14 protein-coding genes are annotated in these 15833 nt (G+C 52.0%); 11 read left to right on the forward strand and 3 right to left on the reverse strand.

Annotated features, from left to right (window positions below):
• The first annotated feature begins 164 nt into the window (after positions 1-164).
• The 5 genes from rfaQ (at position 165) to dinG (ending at position 7486) form a co-directional block, all read left to right on the forward strand.
• Positions 165-1331: a putative lipopolysaccharide heptosyltransferase III gene (gene rfaQ, locus ACX9GT_RS08240; protein WP_473190622.1), complete on the forward strand. Its 1167-nt coding sequence runs from the start codon at positions 165-167 to the stop codon at positions 1329-1331.
• A gap of 41 nt (positions 1332-1372) precedes the next feature.
• The gene (locus ACX9GT_RS08245; protein ID WP_473190623.1) at positions 1373-2632 is read left to right on the forward strand and encodes an O-antigen ligase family protein; all 1260 of its coding nucleotides are present in this window, start codon (positions 1373-1375) and stop codon (positions 2630-2632) included.
• A gap of 246 nt (positions 2633-2878) precedes the next feature.
• Positions 2879-3370, forward strand: a complete 492-nt coding sequence (locus tag ACX9GT_RS08250) for a YjjA family protein (RefSeq protein ID WP_473190624.1) — start codon at positions 2879-2881, stop codon at positions 3368-3370.
• Positions 3371-3739: 369 nt separating this feature from the next.
• Positions 3740-4225 carry a TspO/MBR family protein gene (locus ACX9GT_RS08255; RefSeq protein ID WP_473190625.1) on the forward strand — a complete coding sequence of 162 codons (486 nt, stop codon included), beginning with the start codon at positions 3740-3742 and terminating at the stop codon, positions 4223-4225.
• Positions 4226-5284: 1059 nt separating this feature from the next.
• Complete coding sequence (gene dinG, locus ACX9GT_RS08260; RefSeq protein ID WP_473190626.1) at positions 5285-7486, forward strand: ATP-dependent DNA helicase DinG; 2202 nt, start codon at positions 5285-5287, stop codon at positions 7484-7486.
• Here dinG and ACX9GT_RS08265 read toward each other — a convergent pair whose 3' ends face one another.
• Entirely contained in the window at positions 7487-7921 is a 435-nt protein-coding gene (locus tag ACX9GT_RS08265) for an Lrp/AsnC family transcriptional regulator (protein ID WP_473190627.1), read from the reverse strand.
• 135 nt (positions 7922-8056) lie between these two features.
• On the opposite strand from ACX9GT_RS08265, the gene ACX9GT_RS08270 reads away from it, so the two are divergent.
• Complete coding sequence (locus ACX9GT_RS08270; protein WP_473190628.1) at positions 8057-8965, forward strand: DMT family transporter; 909 nt, start codon at positions 8057-8059, stop codon at positions 8963-8965.
• Positions 8966-9055: 90 nt separating this feature from the next.
• Positions 9056-9685, forward strand: a complete 630-nt coding sequence (locus tag ACX9GT_RS08275; protein ID WP_473190629.1) for a LysE family translocator — start codon at positions 9056-9058, stop codon at positions 9683-9685.
• Between the two features lie 64 nt (positions 9686-9749).
• Here ACX9GT_RS08275 and ACX9GT_RS08280 read toward each other — a convergent pair whose 3' ends face one another.
• On the reverse strand, positions 9750-11819 hold the full coding sequence (locus ACX9GT_RS08280; RefSeq protein ID WP_473190630.1) for a DUF2207 domain-containing protein: 2070 nt from the start codon (positions 11817-11819) through the stop codon (positions 9750-9752).
• 4 nt (positions 11820-11823) lie between these two features.
• Positions 11824-12366, reverse strand: a complete 543-nt coding sequence (locus tag ACX9GT_RS08285; protein ID WP_473190631.1) for a LemA family protein — start codon at positions 12364-12366, stop codon at positions 11824-11826.
• Between the two features lie 131 nt (positions 12367-12497).
• Between ACX9GT_RS08285 and ACX9GT_RS08290 the strand changes: the two genes are divergently transcribed.
• The 4 genes from ACX9GT_RS08290 (at position 12498) to bcsQ (ending at position 15818) form a co-directional block, all read left to right on the forward strand.
• The gene (locus ACX9GT_RS08290; RefSeq protein WP_473190632.1) at positions 12498-13130 is read left to right on the forward strand and encodes an FMN-binding negative transcriptional regulator; all 633 of its coding nucleotides are present in this window, start codon (positions 12498-12500) and stop codon (positions 13128-13130) included.
• Between the two features lie 37 nt (positions 13131-13167).
• The gene (ybiB, locus tag ACX9GT_RS08295; RefSeq protein ID WP_473191538.1) at positions 13168-14121 is read left to right on the forward strand and encodes a DNA-binding protein YbiB; all 954 of its coding nucleotides are present in this window, start codon (positions 13168-13170) and stop codon (positions 14119-14121) included.
• Positions 14122-14508: 387 nt separating this feature from the next.
• Positions 14509-15024: a hypothetical protein gene (locus ACX9GT_RS08300; protein ID WP_473190633.1), complete on the forward strand. Its 516-nt coding sequence runs from the start codon at positions 14509-14511 to the stop codon at positions 15022-15024.
• Positions 15015-15818 carry a cellulose biosynthesis protein BcsQ gene (bcsQ, locus tag ACX9GT_RS08305; protein WP_473190634.1) on the forward strand — a complete coding sequence of 268 codons (804 nt, stop codon included), beginning with the start codon at positions 15015-15017 and terminating at the stop codon, positions 15816-15818. Before ACX9GT_RS08300 ends, bcsQ begins: the two co-directional genes overlap by 10 nt.
• The last annotated feature ends 15 nt before the right edge of the window (positions 15819-15833 follow it).

Genomic DNA, 15833 nt, shown 5'->3' on the forward strand with positions numbered 1-15833 from the left:
TAGCATGCTAACGCAGTGAAATACGCAGGCGACGAGGTGCCTGCCGAACTGATGACTCTTCACGCTGTTTTGCGGAGATAGGCCAACCGTATTGCCTACGAGTGAGGGTTGTCTCGATATCCGTGAAAAAAGGAGGCTTCTGTATTGTTCCAGGACAACGAAATATGACGATAACCCCATCTTCAACCTTATCGACGGGGGCTTGCCAAGCCCTGTTACCTGACAGTCGACTCCCCAATCTGTTGCTGCATCGTGAGCAGGTACAGCGCATCCTGGTTATCAAGTTGCGTCATTTTGGCGATGTCCTGCTGACCACACCTCTGCTCAGAACGTTGCGGGTCAATTACCCCAATGCGCTGATTGACGTCTTGGTGTATGACGGCACGGAAGCGATGCTGGCGGGTAATCGGGATGTTTACCTGGCTTATACCGTAGATCGCAGTCTTAAACACCAAAGCTGCAAGGTACAATATCGTGGTGAACACGCCCTGTGGAACAGCCTACGTAGCGCTCGCTATGACCTGATCATCAATCTGTCCGACCAGTGGCGGGCGGCCTTGTATTGTCGTTTTCTGAAACCGACCTTCAGTCTGGGCTTTCGTTATCCCACACGCCACAACCGGTTGTGGCGTGCCTGCCATTCCCTGCTGGTGGAGGTTGATGGGCATAAACAACAGCATACCGTGCTGAATAATCTCGATATTCTGGTACCGTTGGCCTTACCTACCCTGATAACCCGAGTGAAGCAGGCTTACCGGCAGTGCGATATTGATGAGGTTGACAGGCTCAGCCAGCGTTATCCTTTGACGAACTTTGTGCTGATCCAACCCACTGCCCGCTGGGCGTTCAAGACCTGGTCGATTTTGGGATTCACGCAGGTTATCAACCACCTCACCGCCAGGGGGGAAACTGTGGTGCTGACCGGAGGGCGCTCTGCGGATGAAATCGCCATGGTTGCCGCCATTCTGGCGGGGTGTACCCAGTTGCAACGGGTGGCCAACTTGGCGGGCCGACTGGACTTACCGGAGCTTGCGGCGTTGATGGATCGGGCGAAGCTGTTTATCGGTGTGGATTCGGTGCCGATGCACATGGCGGCGGCCCTGCAAATCCCCTCAGTCGTCTTGTTCGGCCCCAGTAACTTAGCGCAGTGGTCGCCCTGGCAGGCTCCATATACCCTATTGTGGGCAGGAGATTATCGCCCGTTACCCATGCCTGACGAGATAGACACCGATACCCCGGAACGCTATCTGGAGGCTATCCCGGTTGAGGCGGTCATCCGTGCCATTGATCATCAACTCGTGAACTCGGCCACAGCGTCTGCTGCACAGTGACCGACACCGTGCTCAATCCACTCTGATATAAGTCTATCGCCATGTCATCGACAAACCTGTTTTCTGCATCCCCCTTCACCCTAGGCCGTTTTCGGTTGTTTAGCTTCACCGCATTTTTACTCGGTACCTCTTTGCCAACCTCCAACGCACTGATGAATATCGCGTTGGGGCTGGTCGTGGTCTGCTTACTGTGGCAACGGGATTTTCGCCATGTGATGCCATTGCTCAAACACCCGTTGATCTGGTTGCCTGCCTTGATGTTTGCCCTGCTGGCCCTCTCGTTGCTGACCCAGCATCATGACTATGGCCCGAAGATGGTCGGTAAATATCAAAAGCTGCTATATGTGCTGCCGTTGTCGCTGTTCTTCCTGACTGACTTTCGGTTACTTACCCGGTTTATCAACGGATTCTTGCTGGCCAATGCTGTGATACTGGCCGTCAGTCTGACGTCGGGTGTCGGGCATGTCACGCTGGGCGGCCTTGATCCATTGAACCCTACGGTTTTCAAACTGCAAATAACCCAAAACGTATTTATGGCGTTCGCTGCTTTGCTGTGGCTGTCTCGTGCGTTTACGCAATCTGGCCTGAAACGCGCGGGATACGCGGTACTGGTTGGGTTGGCGACGGCCAATGTGTTGCTGATGGTGCAAGGGCGTACCGGTTACGTGGCGCTGTTGGTCGGTGTGGGGCTTTGGCTGTTGTTGACGTTACCCCGCTGGCAACGTATCGGGGTTTTCGTGTGTTGTCTGCTGGTTGCCCTGGCTCTGGTTCTGATACCGAATCGTGCTACGGAACGCCTGACGCTGGGCCTGCAAGAGATTCGCCACTGTGTGCTGGCATCGGCTGACCAGGCTTATGAGGCCTGTGACAACTCAATGGGGCAGCGTACCGCTTTCGCCCGTGAATCGTTACGCCTGATAAAACAGGCTCCACTGTTGGGGAATGGGGCTGGCAGCTTCTGGTACGGCAACGCGGAGACGGGCTACAGCGTACATAATCCGCATAATGAGTACCTGCTAGAGACGGTCCAGAACGGTCTTCTGGGATTGGTGGTATTTCTGGGCTGGATGCTGTGCTACTTGCGAGCGGCCTGGCGTCAACCGATCGCCTGCCGCAATCTGTTGGTAGCCATGCTGGGTAGCTACATGGCCTGCCATCTGTTCAACTCGTTTCTGCTGGACTCTGCCGAAGGGCACCTGTTTATGGTGCTGGCGGCGATACTGGCGAGTTTGACGGTAACGCAAAGTATAAGCTGCCCCAGACTGTGTGCCCGGGGAAAACATGCCGACCACCAGACTTAAGCCAGGCGTAACATGTCAAGGTAGGTGAGAGGCGAATAAGCCATAAAGCGTATTTTGATAATCCAGATTGACTGTCACTGGTTGCGTTAGCTGTTTTTATACACCGATATTTCCTGTAATCCGAAAAACATCGTGTTACTCGAATAAAAGGAACTTGTCAGAATACGTAGCATCCAACGCTATGATTCAGATAACTGACGCCTAATTGACGCCGCCATTTTGCAGATATACTGGAGTTTTTCCGTTATGAGCACTACAAATCGTTTATTGCTGGCGCTAGCCATGACCACCGTGATGGCTGCAAATACCGCTCAGGCAACTGGGCTGATGGATACCCTCAACAGTGCCGCCAGTCAACTGGGTAAATCAGGGGGCAGTGCTAACAGTGAGGGCATGTCCTTATCTTCATTGACCGGGTTGCTGAACGGAGGGGAAAAGGCGCTCAGCGCTGGCAGCATGACCAACGCGGCAAGCATCCTGCAATACTGCGTGAAAAACAACCTCCTTTCTGAGAGCGGCACCGAAACCGTAAAGGATACGTTGCTTGGTAAACTGGGGATCACCAGCACGGCTAACGCCAAGAGCGAGGATTATCAGCAAGGCCTTGGCGGTTTGTTGAATACCGGTGATGGCAATAAACTGGATCTGAACAACTTGGGCACCTCGCAAATCACCGAGAAAGTGAAGCAGAAAGCCTGTGACCTCGTGCTTAAACAGGGCAAATCCTTTATCTCCTGATCCACTGAGTGGTGGCGCAGTTCTGTGCCACCGCCCGGTTTCGCTCACCGTAATAGTCATCGCCTCCAGGTTAACGCAGTTTTAATGCGGAGGCGTTGGCATCTGAAGGGCCGTTGCCCGCGCTCCATAACTGCGTCTTTACCCATTATCTCTAGCATTGCCGCGTATCGATATGATGCAGATCTGGCATAAGCGGACACATAACGATCGGTTACGCCGCTGCGCGCGCTGAAAATTCACCAGCATGCCCAGGCTCTGGCCGAAAGTCGTACTATGCTTGATATATTGAGCCATCGAATTCAGCCTCCAACGTTGTGATATGCCACATAACTTTTTGTATATTCTTTATATTAAACATGGACTGATGATATGACGCTTGCAGTAAAAGACACTAGAAAACGTTCGACCGATCTTCTCGTACTGGTTTATTTTCTTGTTGGGGTGGTTGGGATGGGATCGGTGCTTGGCGTTTTAACCGGCCCCGATGCCTGGTACGCCAATTTGGTGAAACCGTCCTTTAACCCGCCTAATGCTCTATTTGCGCCCGTTTGGACGTTGCTCTATATCATGATTGCGGTTGCTGGTTGGCGGATCTGGCGGCATGCATCCAAGAGCCTCGCAATGGTTTTATGGGCGATGCAAATGGCACTGAACTGGCTCTGGTCCCCCGTATTTTTCTTGGAGCATCAGCCTGCGAAGGCACTGATTATTATCACGTTGTTGCTGATTACGGTGTTACTTTTTATTATCCAGGCGCAAAAACACGACAAAATAGCCTCATGGTTGTTTATTCCCTACGCGGTATGGATTGGATTTGCCACGATCTTGAATGCAGCGATTTACTGGCTCAACTAAAAGTATTTCCGCTCCGTGAGTTATCTTGGATCTGAGAAATGGAGCGAGCGTTTGCCGAATAATTCCCTTCAAAAATAAAGACATCCTGCCCGTTTACCGGTCAGCGGGGGAGGTGGCACTATTTAAAGGAGCTTGATGTTCAGCTTATTTGAACTCAAGTCTGCTGATAATAAAAACATGTTCTTAAAAACAGTATTGACATACATGGAAAAGAACGTAAATTAGCGTTTAACAGCGGTGCATTAATGATTCGCTGTTTATATAAAGAGTTCTTAAAACGTGTTCTAATAGTTTATTTAGTGTTTTTTGCGATAAAGGCTACGAAATAGTTTTTGTATGGGATAATTGCAGTTGGGTATAAGTAACAAACTCAACTCAATAATGTTTTAAGGCCATGTAGTCAGTATCGACAATCGCAGGGTGTGTACGATAACGCGATGATGTAAGGCTATGTTTTATTGTGGTTTGTTGATGTTGCGGTTTGTTAAAGAGATGTTGTAAAAATATCGCAACGAAAGTAAGGCCATGCATCAAAATCTTTATATCGCGAGGGGGAATGTGCCAGTTTAACCTACTCTTGCTTTAGATGTTGTTCTGTGGCGAGTAGGAATTGTATCAATCAGTCAGTATATGGGAGGATGGAGTTAGTTTTCTTAGTGCCCAATATTATCTGTGATAAACGAGTACATTTGAAATAGTATCGAAAGTAACACAAAGTCAGTAAGTTGATTAATGTTAAATCTTAAATCTGTAGTACCCTAAAAGCCCTGACTGCAACGGTCGGGGCTTTTATCATTTATCGCTAAGCTAAACACAATGCTCAGCGCATGCAGCCAAACAGGTCATTCCAATAAAATGACGGGTTTTATTGCTTCTGGGGATGGCAGCAACGAGCTATCCGTACATCACTCAGCGGTCCATCGTGACGATTTTAAAACCTCAGAGGGTTCATTTAGTGCGGGGCGCTGCGCATTGTTGGCAAGCCTGCCGTAACTCGGGCTGACGCCGCTGGCAGTCTGTGGGACAATAGCGCCATCATTTCGTTTAGATAAGAGTTGAATGGCGCTCTCCCCCGCAGTTAAAGATCAGATCGGCCAGTGGTACAAAGCCCTGCAACAACAAATACCGGACTTTATTTCCCGCGCCCCACAGCGGCAGATGATTGCTGAAGTGGCGAAAACCCTTGCCGGGGATTACCAACGCCATCTGGCGATCGAAGCCCCGACCGGCGTAGGCAAAACGCTCTCGTACCTGATTCCGGGCATTGCCGTTGGCCGTGCCGAGAGCAAACCGCTGGTGGTCAGCACCGCCAACGTGGCGTTGCAGGATCAGATCTACAGTAAAGACTTGCCGCTGTTGAAAAAGATTATCCCGGATCTGAAATTTACCGGCGCATTTGGCCGTGGGCGCTACGTTTGCCCGCGCAATCTGGCGGCGATGAGCACCGACGTGGCCGAGCAGGGCGATCTGATGCTGTATCTGGATGAGAATGAACTGGCGCCGTCCAATGGTGAAGAGCAGGCGTTGTGCCAGAAACTGTCGAAAGCCCTCAGCCGCCATGAATGGGATGGCCTGCGCGATCATTATCAGTTATCGATCAACGATCCGTTGTGGGCCAAACTGAGCACCGACAAGGCCAACTGTCTGGGCCGCAACTGCCATTACATCCGCGAATGCCCGTTCTATATTGCGCGTAAAGAAATCGAAACCGCCGATGTGGTGGTGGCCAACCATGCCCTGGTGATGGCGGCGCTGGAAACCGAGTCGGTGCTGCCGAACCCGAAAGAGTTGCTGCTGGTGCTGGACGAAGGCCATCACCTGCCGGAAGTAGCGCGGGATGCGCTGGAGATGGAAGGGGAGATCACCGCGCTGTGGACCAATATGCAGCTCGATATGATCGTGCGCCAGGTGGAGCAGTGCATGACGCAGTACCGGCCAAAAAATCCACCGGGGCTGGCGAACAGTGAACGCTTGAAAAACCACTGCGAAGAATTGCGTGAGCTGATCCAGATTTTTGAGCATCAGGCTAACGCTTATTTACCGCTCGACAGTAGCCATGCCGAGCACCGTTTCGAAATGGGCGAACTGCCTGCGGAGATGGTCGAGATCTGCGCGCGCCTGTTTAAACTCACCGATGGGTTACGTGGCCTGGCCGAATTTATCCTTAACGATCTCACCGAACAGACCGGTAAACACGATATTGTGCGCTTGCACCGTTCGATCATCCAGATGAGCCGCACGCTGGGCTACTTGGAAGCAATGAGCAAGCTGTGGCGGCTGGCGGCGCTGGATAAATCCTCCAACGCGCCGATCTCCAAGTGGGTGGCGCGTGAGTTGCGCGATAACGTCACACATCTCTACCTGCACTGCGTGGGCATCCGCGTCAGCGATCAGTTGGAAAAACTGCTGTGGCGCAAAGTACCGCACGTGGTGATCACCTCTGCTACGTTGCGTTCGCTCAACAGTTTCTCGCGCCTGCAAGAGATGAGCGGATTGAGCGAGAAGGCGGGCGATCGCTTCGAAACTCTGGATTCGCCGTTTAACCATGTTGAACAAGGTAAGATCGTCATTCCCAAAATGCGCTTTGAACCGGCGATGGTCAATGAGGCCGAGCATCTGGAAGAGATGGCGCGGTTCTTCCGTGGCGAGCAGGCCAGCGGCAAGCATAAAGGGATGCTGATCCTGTTCAGCAGCCACCGGGCCATGCAAACCTTTTTGAGCTACGTGATCGATCTGCGCCTGATGCTGCTGGTGCAGGGCGATCAGCCACGCTATCGGCTGGTGGAGGAACACCGCAAACGGGTGGAGAAAGGCACCGCCAGCGTGCTGGTGGGGTTGCAGTCGTTTGCCGAAGGGCTGGATCTTAAAGGGGAACTGTTGACTCAGGTACATATTCACAAGATCGCTTTCCCGCCGATCGACAGCCCGGTGATCCTGACCGAAGGTGAATGGCTTAAATCGCTGAACCGCTATCCGTTTGAAGTACAGAGCCTGCCGAGCGCGTCGTTCAACCTGATCCAACAGGTGGGGCGATTGATTCGCAGCAATCAGTGCCACGGTGAAATCGTGATTTACGATCGTCGCCTGTTAACCAAAAGCTACGGTTCGCGGTTGCTGGCGGCGTTGCCGGTGTTTCCGATCGAACAGCGCGAGGTGCCTGAAGCCGATAAGGCGCATCTGGCGGCACTGAAGTCTGCCGCCAGCGCGGCGAAAAAAGAGAAAAAGGGCAAAAACCCGTTTGCCCGCCGCCGTGCCCGCTGATTAGAGCGGGGGTGGCAAGCGGCGTTTTACCGGTGTAGTTTTCACGATTGAGGTGTTGCACTGCGCGCTCTCGGCCAGCTTATCCATCACCTGATCGAGCTGTTCCATCGAGTGTGATACCAACCGGGCGATAAAGCAGTCTTCACCGGTGACTTTGTCGCACTCGATCACTTCCGGTATCTGTTGCAGCATCAACTCCACTTTTTTCAGCATACCGGGTAAGGGCTTGATGCGTACCAGTGACTGAAAACCATAGCCAAGTGCTTGCAGATTGACGTTCAGCGTGTAGCCCTGAATCACGCCGCTTTCTTCCAGCCGTCGCAGCCGTTCCGAGGTGCTGGGGGAAGAAAGACCGGCTTGGGCACTTAATGCTTTCAGGGAAATGCGCGCATCTGTAGTCAAAATGGTCAGAATCTGACGATCGATATCATCCATAATCTCTCCATTAGGTAAATTCGGATTTTAACCTGCGTTATAAAGGCAGTTAAGCATATCTGCCTTTTTTATGCCATGGAAAGCCGGGCCGGAAAACCGCAAGCTAATACTCAGTTTATTTGGGAGGAATTGAGGATGAATGCAGAGATAAAACGCGGTTCGCTGGAGATGGTGGTTGCTATGCTGATCTCCGGCAGCATTGGCTGGTTCGTGCTGATGTCGGGCCAGCCAGTCATTAACGTGGTGTTCTGGCGCTGCGCTATCGGCGCACTGGTGCTGTTAGCGGTATGTGCTCTGCTGGGCCAGCTAAAGCGCGAGCGGTTAACGCGCGGCACTTTGCTGTTGGCGATTGCCGGTGGCGTGGCGCTGGTGGTGAACTGGTTGTTGCTGTTTGCTGCCTATTCGTATGCTTCCATTTCCATCGCTACCGCGGTGTACAACACCCAACCTTTTATGTTGGTGGGGCTTGGGGCGCTGTTTCTTGGGGAAAAGTTGACGGTTCGCAAACTGTTTTGGCTGCTGTTGGCCTTTATCGGCACGATGCTGGTGGTATTGGCGCAGCCGAACTCACCTAGCGGGCAGCAAACCTATCTGTGGGGGATTTTGCTGTCGCTCGGTGCAGCATTTTTCTATGCGTTGATGGCGTTAGCCACAAAACGCCTGAAGGGAACGCCACCCCATCTGATCGCCTTGATTCAGGTTACGGTAGGGGTAGTGATGCTGTTGCCGTTTGTCAATTTTCACGCCCAGGCTAACCCTGCTCAATGGGGGATGTTGGCTACGCTTGGCATAGTGCATACCGGCTTGATGTATGTGCTGCTGTACGGGGCGATTCAGAAACTGCCGACCCATCTGACTGGCTCGCTATCATTTATTTACCCCATTGCTGCTATGGGAGTGGATCGGCTAGCGTTTGGTCACCATTTGGTGGCGCTGCAATTTGCTGGAGCGGCAATGATTCTGCTGGCTGCCGCTGGGATGAATCTGCTGGGTGATGGGCGTGCGCGGCGGCTTAAATATGATAAGCCGTCAGTTGAGTCGTAGAAATAAGCCGCTTTGGGCTTTGGTAAAAAAACATAGCCCGGTTAATATTGGACTTTCGTTTTCCAGCTATATCGTGTGCCCAGGTGAAATATGATTGACGTTTCCACACTGCTGTTGTTTACAGGTGCCTGTCTGGCGCTGACGGTGACTCCCGGCCCAGATATGTTGCTGATTGCCTCTCGCAGCCTCAGCCAGGGGCAGCGTGCTGGTTTTGCATCGCTGGCGGGGATTCAGGTGGGCACTTATTGCCACGCGTTAGCGGCGGCGCTGGGCCTTTCGCAACTGTTTGTCGCTGTGCCGTTGGCTTATGATGCGTTACGTTTGTTGGGGGCAGCCTATCTGCTGTATCTGGCATGGAAAACGCTGCGTTCGGGCAGTCACTTGCAGCTATCTACTGGGTTAAAACCCATTCCAGCAAGGCGGATCTTCCAACAAGGGTTACTGACTAATATCCTCAATCCCAAAATGGCGCTGTTTGTGCTGGCGCTGTTTCCACAGTTTATCGATCCACGGGCGGGTTCGGTGGTGCTACAGATGCTGGTTCTGGCAACCCTGCTTAACCTAATGGGCTTGGTAGTTAACGGAGCGGTGATCGTAATGGTAAACAGGATGAAAAGCCGCTTTACTGGCCAGCGATTCAGCGCCCGCTGGCCTAATTATCTGCTGAGCAGCGTGTTTGCCGGGCTGGCCTGCAAGCTGATTTTTGATAGTCGTAAATAATCGTTTTGTACGTAAAAGTGGATTGATTCAGCGCCACGCCGTTTATTCTGGCGTGGCGCAATTGTTACCAGCCGCCGCCTCCACCGCCACCAGAACCACCCCCTGACGATCCGCCGCCGGAAGAACCCGAACCACTGGAGCCTGAGCTCGAACTCGAGCCTGAACGGCTGGTGGGGGTTGCCATAGAGGATGAACGGCAAGATCGGCTGAAATGATGCACGTTATCCCAATCCGCATTGGCAAACACCTCCGACATGGCCCCGGTGCTGCTTAGGTATTGCGCGAAGGTATTTGCCCAGGTTTTGCCAACCCCGAGCGCTAGCGCATAAGGGAGCATACGTTCAAAGTGGGGAACCAGTTTATCGGGCGGGTAAAGTGCCTGGTAGCGATGTTTTTCTGCCGCGCCAAGGTACAGTTTCAACCCTTGGGCCGTGGCTAAATGATTCAACCCTTGCTGCGTGTAACGCGGTACTGCACAGCAAAAGATCATGCAGAGCAGGATGGCGGCCAGCAGAGCACCAACGTACCCAGCAGGAAATTGCGTCAAAGGCAACATGCCAAACATGAAAATGCCACTAAAAAAGGTGGTGAAAGGCCCAAATACCAGCGCTAGAAACAGCGGGATACCTCCCCAGGTATTCAATATTTTCCTCGGGTTAAATAAGAATCTCAGCGGTAAAGAAAGTAATGTCATACCTAATAACAAGAGCAATAAGGCTGGAATGGTGACTATTGCCACACCAAGGTTGAATAGCGCGCCGCAGATAACAGGCACCAGCAGCATGAGGTATATGCCGTGCCGTAGAGGTTTAGCCCATTTACTGAATAACAGATCCCGCTGCTCTTTACAGCGTTGCTCCAACTCCTTACGGGCGTTCTGCATTGGCCGCTGATAGGCCTTGCTGAGATTAATGTTTTTGCGATTACTGATAAACAGCGTACTTAGCAACTTTTTGTCATTAGCATTTAACCGCTCTCTACTCTCTCCGGACTGTAGCGATAACCACTGTTCTTCCACCGTACGGCCTTTGGCAAACCAGAATCCTTTCGATTGAGTTTGTTTTACCTTAATAGCCACCGCGCGTTTAGCCACGAGGTTCAGCAGATCGCTACTGAAAGCAACGTCATCGTACTTACGCCGAGTGATATAGCGCAGATAACCCGGCGACATATCGGCAGGGAGCGCGTACAGCGGCACAATTGGCGGCATTTTTAGCCCGGCGGCAGTCACATTCTTACGCCACCAAAGCAGGTAGTAGCCGATCAGCAGGAACACCGGTATCCACAGCGCGCAGGTTTTCGCCGTTGGTAACAACAAGTGCACCAACGGTGAAGCGGCTTCCGGTGCTGGCGCGCTGGCAAGAATGCTGCGTGGCCAAGTGTAGACGACGGTCAGCCCTTCACCCTGTTTTAGCGGTTGCACGGTTCGCGCGCTGCCATCGGGTAGGATCCGAGCATTTTGCCCTTTAGCACCTTGTTTACCGGTATAGATATCAATGGATCGCAACCGCGTGTCTTTGCCTGCGCTGTTCAAAAATGCGCTGGCTTCGGGCAGTTCCAGATGAAAACTGGCTTTATCAATAGAATATGCCCAGTCGTTGCCGGTCACATTCCAGTAAAGCTCATCCCAATCGGGGAATCGGCTGAAGTGGTTACGGGTTTGATACTGGATCTCATAGCTGTAAATGCCGGGTTCCAAGAAGCGTTCAGCGTTGCCAATACGGACGGTGAGCGTCTTCCCTTCTTTAACTACGCTGAAAGGTTCAGCCACACCATCGCGTAAGACGTTCTTGATCTGATAGTCGACGCTGAAAATTTTACCGTCCTGTCGGTTCCAGCTTAACGGCAGCGTGCGGAAAATCCCCCGGCGTATTTGTTGGCCCAGAGACTGTACTTTGATGTTTTCGCTCATCAGCATGCTGCCGTCGGCATTAAAACGCGCACGGACATCAAACGATAAAATATGCTCATAATCGCGAACGAAATGAGCGGTATCCTGCGGCGTTTCGCTTTTGGTCGCTGCGGCAACCGGCACGCTGATGGCAAGATCATCGGTAGCCGCCTGAACGACTCCCGCAGCAAACACTAAAAGCAGCCAGAAAATGCGTAATATCCTGCCAGACCAGCTTGCCATCCGGTTATTCCATCCGTGGTAACTTGGCATCTTCAGGATCCTCAAGCTCAAAAAACGCGTCCACGTTAAAATTAAATGCGCGGGCCAGCAGTAAGCTTGGGAAAGACTCCACCAGAATATTGAAATCGCGCACCGTGCTGTTGAAATAACGGCGCGCCATTTGCAATTGCTCTTCTATTTCCGCGAGGGATTGTTGCAGAGACAGGAAATTCTCGTTGGCTTTAAGCTCTGGGTAGGCTTCTGCCAGGGCAAAGATACGCCCCAGAGTGCCGGAGTATTGCCGCTCGCTCTCGGCAATCTGGCGCGTGTTGCCCACCAGGTTGCTACGTTGGCGGGTGATCTCTTCCAGTAATTCTTTCTCGTGCTGAGCATAGCGTTTGACCAGGCTCAGCAGATTCGGTGCCAGATCGTGGCGGCGCTTGAGTTGTACCGCAATACCGCTCCAGGCTTCGTCTTTGAAACGGCGTAGGGAGATAAAGCGGTTATAGGTGATGATTGCCCAGATCAGCACCACGGCAATGACGGCTAAACCGATATAAATTTCCATTTTTTCAATCCATATTTGGCAAAAGCAACATAATTCCTTGGAATATCTGCGGATATTATCTCACTCGGGTATCTGCGGTAAATCGTGATACATATATAAAAACTTTCCTGACGATAAGGACGTTACCCGCTATGTATCAACCCACCTCATTCCGTGAAGACGATTTTGAAACCCAACTGGCATTAGTGCGTGCCAACCCGCTGGGGCTGTTAATCAGCTACGGTTCTCAGGGGCTGCTGGCGGATCCGGTGCCTTTTCTTGTTGATGTTGATCCGCAAGGGCTGGTGACACTGAGAGCCCATGTGGCACGCGCCAACCCTCATTGGCAGGCGCTGCAAACGGTGCAGGAGTGTATGGTGGTGTTTCAGGGGGCGGAGGGTTATATCTCGCCGGGCTGGTATGAAAGCAAGCGCCAGAACGGCAAAGTGGTGCCAACCTGGAATTATGCTGCGGTGCAGATGTGGGGTGTGCCAACGGTGACGGAAGATCCGCTCTGGCTGCGCCAGCAGTTGGAAGGGTTAACGAGATTAAACGAAAGTAAACAGCCGGAACCCTGGAGCATTGATGATGCTCCTGCCAACTATATTGCCGGTCAGATGAAGGGCATTGTCGGGATTGAAATTGTTGTCATACGGCGAGAGGGCAAATGGAAAATGAGCCAGAATCGCAATGCAGAAGATGTCAGCAGTGTGATCGTTGGGCTGCGGGCAGGTGACAGTGCGCAACAGCAGTTGGCCGATGAGGTTGAGCGGTGTCGTGGGTAAGTTATGCTATGGCAAAATGAATCAGCGGAACTGAATGATGGATTACACAAAAATTATCAAAGAAGTAGGTCGTGGTAAGAATCATGCACGCGATCTGGATCAGGAAACCGCGTTTCAGCTTTATCAGGCGATGCTGGCGGGGGAGGTTCCAGAGTTGGAGTTGGGCGGCATACTGATCGCCATGCGTATCAAAGGAGAGGCCGAGGCTGAAATGCTCGGTTTCTATCAGGCGATGCAGCAGCGGGTAATGCGTTTGCAAAAGCCTCAAGGCCGCCCGATGCCGGTGGTGTTACCAAGCTACAATGGCGCGCGCAAACAGGCCAATCTGACCCCCTTGCTGGCTTTGTTGCTGGCTCGAGTAGGGTTACCGGTGGTGGTGCATGGCGTACTGAATGACAGCACGCGCGTCACCAGTGCGGAAATCTTCCGCCTGCTTGGCGTGCCGTGGTCTGAAGACTCTTGTCATGCACAGCAGCGGTTGGAGAGCGGTCAGCCGGTCTTTATCCCAATATCTGCGCTTTCCCCCTCAATGGAAACCCAGTTGGACCTGCGCTGGAGGATGGGCGTGCGTAATAGCGCCCACACCTTGGCTAAATTGGCCACGCCGTTTGCTGATGAAGATGTGCTGCGTCTTGCCAGCGTTTCACACCCGGAATACGTTGGGCGTGTGGCGTCGTTTTTCCGCCAGATCGGCGCGCGCGGCTTGCTGATGCAGGGTACGGAAGGCGAAGCCTATGCCAATCCGCAGCGCTGCCCGCAGATTCATTATATCGTTGATGGCGAACAACGGATTCTGTTGGAGCGGCCGCAGCAGGATGCCCCGGTTGAACTGCCTGCCGCCAAAGATGCGGCAACCACCGCCCGCTGGATTGAGCGTTGTCTGGCGGGTGAAGTGGCGATCCCGGAGCCTATCTCCCGGCAGATCGCCTGTTGCCTGGTGGCAACCGGTGAAGTGCAAACCTTGGAGCAGGGGCTGGCCCGTCTGCGTTGAGAAAGTCTTTGCGCACCCAGTGCCGAAAAGTGAACTGAAACGGTATCGGCAGTGTGGCATGGTTTGTTTATCGGCAAGAAAACTTTAAAAACGCAGGTGTATAACTTTACAAAAGTGGATTACACTCAAAAAGGCATTTTGGGGTAGTGGGGGGTATCTGCCTGATGAAACTCGAAATAGATCTACTTGATGAGGTAGATCCCCCAGTTCTGAACCATTCAATGTTGTAAAACAGGGTTCGCAGACTAATATATCTAAAACGCATGAGAAGGGGCGCTTAAATGCTTGTGCAGTAATGTATGCGTATTGGGGATTGTGAATCACGTTTTCAGCATGGGCAATTTGCATGCATTGCATAGAATGCGAAGTCTAATCTTATAGGTATGGATGATGAGCAAATATGATGATGTTCAGCAGTTCAAAGATAAAATCAATATGAAAGATATTGATTATAAAGAATTTCCTAAGGACGATGGTTCATTGGCGCTGCACCGTTGGGCTATCGTTGAGCAAGTGGCGGAAGGGGGCAATGGCGCTTCTTCTGGCATTGAGCGCAGCATGCAACCGACGCCGGTGAGTGCCACCGAATTCTCCTCTACTCCGCCCTTGAGTTTGAACCAACCCACACAGCCGAATGTTGCTCCAGCCCAAAATCAAGCATTGCCTGGGCATGCTTTCCATGATTTTAAACAGATGATCCCTCCGGTTGCTGAACCAGGCAGAGCTGAACCGCGTGCAGTACCGGTGGTTTCCTCTGCGCCGCCGTCGCCTTCTCAACCGCTGGATACACAGCGTTTTAAAAAAATGTTCAGCAAGAAAACGCCTTCTGCTGGAGAAGCCACCAATACTGGCCGTGATACCTTACTCAAGCCACTTTTAGAGATTATTGCCTCATGCCGTTAGTCTGCGTTTGTTCTCCCAAGGGAGGGGTAGGGAAAACTACCGTTGCCGCTAATTTGGCTTATGCTTTGGCCCGCAGCGGCAGTAAAGTTTTAGTGGTGGACTTTGATACGCAGAATGCACTGCGCCTGCATTTTGGCGTACCTATTGCCGATAATCGCGGCTTTGTTGCTCAATCAGGAACCTTGTCTGATTGGAGTCAGTTTATCCTCAAAGTCGGGCCAAACCTGTTTCTTTTACCCTGTGGTGAAGTGACGGAAAACGAGAGGATCCTGTTTGAGGATAACCTGATGAATGAACCGATGTTCATTCAGCGTGGTCTCAGCGCAGTGCTTCAGATTCCAGATATGGTGGTGATTGCCGATATGCCTCCAGGCCGCAATGCTGCGCTGAAAGCCATGGAAACAGTGGCAGATATGCGTATTGTTGTCCTGCTGGCCGATACGGCCTCTCTCAGCCTGCTGCCGCCTATCGAACAGCATAAGTTTATGAGTCAACCGCTCAATAATAAAATGGGCGAGTATTATGTGGTTAATCAGAGTGATATGAGACGCACTCTGAGCAGGGACGTAACGCATTTTTTTGAGCAACGCTTACAGAATAAATTGTTGGGTACGATTCATCGCGATGAGTGCGTACCTGAAGCAAACGCATCACAGCGGGCGATCATGGACATCAGTCCTGTTTCGGCAGCCGCATTCGATCTTGATCAGATTAGTAAAAAAGTAGCAGTTATTTTGGGGCTGAGTGTGGGAGATGGTTCTTATCATCATACTGCGTCTATTTATGGTTCTTAATAAGGACAGTTTGGT

This window comes from Serratia sp. YWN4, from assembly GCF_055790845.1.

What these genes read in the sequence shown, in the direction of transcription:
- rfaQ (WP_473190622.1), top strand. Translation starts at nt 165, where the DNA reads ATGACGATAACCCCATCTTCAACCTTATCGACGGGGGCTTGCCAAGCC.
- ACX9GT_RS08245 (WP_473190623.1), top strand. Translation starts at nt 1,373, where the DNA reads ATGTCATCGACAAACCTGTTTTCTGCATCCCCCTTCACCCTAGGCCGT.
- ACX9GT_RS08250 (WP_473190624.1), top strand. Translation starts at nt 2,879, where the DNA reads ATGAGCACTACAAATCGTTTATTGCTGGCGCTAGCCATGACCACCGTG.
- ACX9GT_RS08255 (WP_473190625.1), top strand. Translation starts at nt 3,740, where the DNA reads ATGACGCTTGCAGTAAAAGACACTAGAAAACGTTCGACCGATCTTCTC.
- dinG (WP_473190626.1), top strand. Translation starts at nt 5,285, where the DNA reads ATGGCGCTCTCCCCCGCAGTTAAAGATCAGATCGGCCAGTGGTACAAA.
- ACX9GT_RS08265 (WP_473190627.1), bottom strand. Translation starts at nt 7,921, where the DNA reads ATGGATGATATCGATCGTCAGATTCTGACCATTTTGACTACAGATGCG.
- ACX9GT_RS08270 (WP_473190628.1), top strand. Translation starts at nt 8,057, where the DNA reads ATGAATGCAGAGATAAAACGCGGTTCGCTGGAGATGGTGGTTGCTATG.
- ACX9GT_RS08275 (WP_473190629.1), top strand. Translation starts at nt 9,056, where the DNA reads ATGATTGACGTTTCCACACTGCTGTTGTTTACAGGTGCCTGTCTGGCG.
- ACX9GT_RS08280 (WP_473190630.1), bottom strand. Translation starts at nt 11,819, where the DNA reads ATGGCAAGCTGGTCTGGCAGGATATTACGCATTTTCTGGCTGCTTTTA.
- ACX9GT_RS08285 (WP_473190631.1), bottom strand. Translation starts at nt 12,366, where the DNA reads ATGGAAATTTATATCGGTTTAGCCGTCATTGCCGTGGTGCTGATCTGG.
- ACX9GT_RS08290 (WP_473190632.1), top strand. Translation starts at nt 12,498, where the DNA reads ATGTATCAACCCACCTCATTCCGTGAAGACGATTTTGAAACCCAACTG.
- ybiB (WP_473191538.1), top strand. Translation starts at nt 13,168, where the DNA reads ATGGATTACACAAAAATTATCAAAGAAGTAGGTCGTGGTAAGAATCAT.
- ACX9GT_RS08300 (WP_473190633.1), top strand. Translation starts at nt 14,509, where the DNA reads ATGATGAGCAAATATGATGATGTTCAGCAGTTCAAAGATAAAATCAAT.
- bcsQ (WP_473190634.1), top strand. Translation starts at nt 15,015, where the DNA reads ATGCCGTTAGTCTGCGTTTGTTCTCCCAAGGGAGGGGTAGGGAAAACT.